The organism is Acinetobacter sp. RF14B, from assembly GCF_006864105.1.
Taxonomy (GTDB): domain Bacteria; phylum Pseudomonadota; class Gammaproteobacteria; order Pseudomonadales; family Moraxellaceae; genus Acinetobacter; species Acinetobacter lwoffii_C.
Genome location: NZ_SMTB01000152.1, coordinates 1 through 3,198, shown reverse-complemented (window position 1 = coordinate 3,198; position 3,198 = coordinate 1). Strand labels below are relative to the sequence as shown.

Here is a 3,198-nt window from a genome sequence, read left to right as displayed (position 1 = left end):
CATCCTGAACATGCGCAGGCGCGTGGTGCCAACATTCTGGCAGAAGTGGTGGCGTATGCGGCTAACTCTGATGGCGCGGATATGGTTGCCCCAAGTGGTGAAGGTGCAACACGCTGTATCCTGATGGCACTGGAAGAAGCCAAGCAACATGGTGTCGATAAAATTGACTATGTGAATACACATGGTACTTCGACGCCAGCGGGTGACGTGACCGAACTTAAAGCAATGGAGCGCGCATTTGGTGAAGGTCAGGTTCCTCCACTGAGTTCAACTAAATCTATGACCGGTCATAGCTTAGGTGCAGCGGGTGTTCAGGAAGCCATTTACTCAGTTCTGATGATGCAGAATGACTTTATTGCACCAAACATCAACGTGACTGAACTGGATGAAGGCGCAAAACCATTTGATATCGTACTTGAAAAACGTGATGCAAAACTGAATACTGTGATGAGCAATAGTTTCGGTTTCGGCGGCGTAAATGCCTGTCTCGTTCTCAAGAAATGGGAAGGTTAAGCTGCCTCAAATAGGGTGACTTGATGGATGCTCCTTCTGATGCTTTCTTGTGGGTAAAAGCATTACATATTATTGCTGTGGTATGCTGGTTCGCTGCCCTGTTCTACTTACCACGGCTTTATGTCTACCATGCAATGAGTGAAGATGCGATCAGCCATCAACGCTTCCAGATCATGGAACGCAAGCTGTACCGCGGCATTATGTGGCCTGCAATGATCGCCACCTTAATTACCGCACACTTTTTGGTAGATTGGGGCGATGCAACGCGCCACTATCATGAAGCCTTATGGTTTTACCTGAAAGTGGGTCTGGTCGGCTTACTGGTGATTTACCATCTGGTTTGTGGTTATTACCGCAAGCAACTGATGAAAAATGCGCATTACAAGTCCCATAAATTTTGGCGTTTTTTTAATGAAATGCCGACCTTCATTCTATTTGCAGTGGTGATTCTGGTGGTGGTTAAACCCGTCTTCTAATGTCATGACAAAATAAAAAAATCCCCGATCATTCGGGGATTTTTTTATTTAACCGTTACTCTCCAGAGAGTAACTGTTGACGCTTGCGTGCACGTGGTTTGTATAACAGGTGATAAGTCGCAAATAAAATCATCAGCCAGAGCGGACTAATCATGAGGGCCTTCATGGTATCCGGTTCCAGGCTAAGAATGACCAGCGCGAAGAACAAAAAGATCAGCACGATATAAGACATCCAGATACCACCGGGCATTTTAAAGCTGGACGCTTCATGCTTTTCCGGCTGCTGCTTGCGGTAGCGGATATAACACACCATGATCAGACTCCAGATACTGATAAACAGGATGACACAGAGCGCACTCGCCAAGGTAAAGGCTTCCATGGTATTCGGCACAAAATACTGAAATACCGCACCGGCCATAATAAAACCACAGGAAAACAGCAGGCCTTTAGCAGGAACTGCGCGCTTGGAAAGCTCAGCCAGCCCCTGAGGTGCCTGTCCGCCACGAGCCAAACCAAACAGCATACGACTGGTGGAAAATACCCCACTATTCATGGAAGACATGACCGAAGACAATACTACCAAGTTCATGATAATCGCTGAAACAGGAATACCTGCATGCAGAAACAGCGTCACAAATGGGCTTTGATCAGCTGGAATTTCTATCCACGGGGTCACTGACATAATAACCAGTAAAGACAGTACATAAAACAGGATAATCCGTGTTGGGATTGCATTCACGGCTTTCGGCAAGTTCTTTTCAGGGTCCTTGGTTTCAGCCGCCATTGTTCCTAACAGCTCCACCCCAACAAAGGCAAACATGGCAATCTGGAAGCCAGCTAGGAAGCCCATGGCTCCTTTCGGGAACATACCGTCATGTACCCAGACATTACTCAAGCTGGCAACCGAACCACCAGGTGTCTGAAAATTACTAAAGATCATATAGCCACCGATGGCAATCAGCCCCAGAATAGCCAGAATCTTGATCAGGGCAAACCAGAATTCAATTTCGCCAAACAGTTTCACTGTAAGCAAGTTAATTCCAAGTACCAGAAGTACACAACCCGCACTGATCAGCGCTTGCCCCAAAGGGGTAAAGACCATATTAGGTGGCAACCAGAAGTTCAGATAATTGATAATCGCGGCCAGATCGGCAATACCGACCAAAACCCAGCCCAGCCAGTAAGACCAGCCAATATAATAACCGGCACCCGGACCAATCAGGTCATGCGCCATATCAATAAAAGATTTATAGTGCAGATTGGATAGCAGAATTTCCCCTAATGCGCGCATCAGAAAAAAAAACATTGCCCCAATGATCATGTAGATAAATAAAATTGAAGGGCCTGCCAGCGCAATGGTTTTACCAGAACCCATAAACAGGCCTGTTCCAATGGCGCCGCCAATCGCAATTAATTGTAGATGCCGGTTGGAGAGTTTACGTTGCAACTCATGGGGAGACGCTTGCGTCGCGTCAGTACGGGGAGGTGTTTTCATATCTGAACATCCTTTTAAACATCTACAGGACTTACAAAAAAACTCTTCAAATTCGATCCTGAACTGAAGAGTTAATGCTGCTCACCCCAAAGGAGTGAGCTTGAGCCTGTCTAATGTACTGCAGTTATTTACTAACCGATATAAAACCATAGTTCTATCTAGGCTTGAGCTGCGATCACCGCAATCTCGATCAACCAGTCAGGATTAACCAGATCGGCCTGAATGGTGGCACGCGCAGGTGTACCACAACCTTCCATCCAGTTAATCCAGAGCGCATTCACCTGTTGAAAATCTGCCAGATTTTTCACAAACAGCTGTGCAGACAACAGACGGCTTTTATCCGTCCCTGCCAGTTCCAGCAACTGATCAATCTTGGCCAGGACTTCTTTAGTCTGACCTTCAATATCAAGATGGGTACTGTCCGGTACCTGGCCTGACAGATAAACTGTCTGCTGATGAATGGTCACAGCACTCATGACCTGATTGCTGTTTAAACGTTGAATATTTGCATGTTCCGTCATGAATTGCTCCTCGGTTTGCATTTGATATTTTAAAATTTGCAGGCGTCTATTTGGATAGGCACCCGCGCTGTGATAGCACACATAAGTTCATAACCTACAGTGCCTGAACCTGCTGCCACCTCATCAATGGGCAAAACAGCCCCCTTAACAGACTGCCCCCACAGCACCACTTCACTTCCGGGCTGCGCCTGCG

The 3,198-nt window shown here is 46.7% G+C and carries 4 protein-coding genes and 1 pseudogene; 2 read left to right on the top strand and 3 right to left on the bottom strand.

What is annotated here, in order from left to right; all coding sequences use genetic code 11:
- Window positions 1-513, top strand: a pseudogene (locus E2K52_RS13890) (beta-ketoacyl-ACP synthase I); the annotation flags it as partial.
- 23 nt (window positions 514-536) lie between these two features.
- Window positions 537-989, top strand: a complete 453-nt coding sequence (hemJ, locus tag E2K52_RS13885; protein WP_151205609.1) for a protoporphyrinogen oxidase HemJ — start codon at window positions 537-539, stop codon at window positions 987-989.
- 55 nt (window positions 990-1,044) lie between these two features.
- On the opposite strand, the gene E2K52_RS13880 is transcribed toward hemJ, so the two are convergent.
- From E2K52_RS13880 to E2K52_RS13870, 3 genes are all read right to left on the bottom strand, one after another.
- Entirely contained in the window at window positions 1,045-2,484 is a 1,440-nt protein-coding gene (locus E2K52_RS13880) for an amino acid permease (RefSeq protein WP_151205608.1), read from the bottom strand.
- 158 nt (window positions 2,485-2,642) lie between these two features.
- Entirely contained in the window at window positions 2,643-3,005 is a 363-nt protein-coding gene (locus E2K52_RS13875) for a RidA family protein (protein ID WP_151205607.1), read from the bottom strand.
- 29 nt (window positions 3,006-3,034) lie between these two features.
- On the bottom strand, window positions 3,035-3,198 hold a 164-nt coding region (locus E2K52_RS13870), incomplete at its 5' end, for an alanine racemase C-terminal domain-containing protein (protein ID WP_319922808.1).

What these genes read in the sequence shown, in the direction of transcription:
- E2K52_RS13875 (WP_151205607.1), bottom strand. Translation starts at nt 3,005, where the DNA reads ATGACGGAACATGCAAATATTCAACGTTTAAACAGCAATCAGGTCATG.
- E2K52_RS13880 (WP_151205608.1), bottom strand. Translation starts at nt 2,484, where the DNA reads ATGAAAACACCTCCCCGTACTGACGCGACGCAAGCGTCTCCCCATGAG.
- hemJ (WP_151205609.1), top strand. Translation starts at nt 537, where the DNA reads ATGGATGCTCCTTCTGATGCTTTCTTGTGGGTAAAAGCATTACATATT.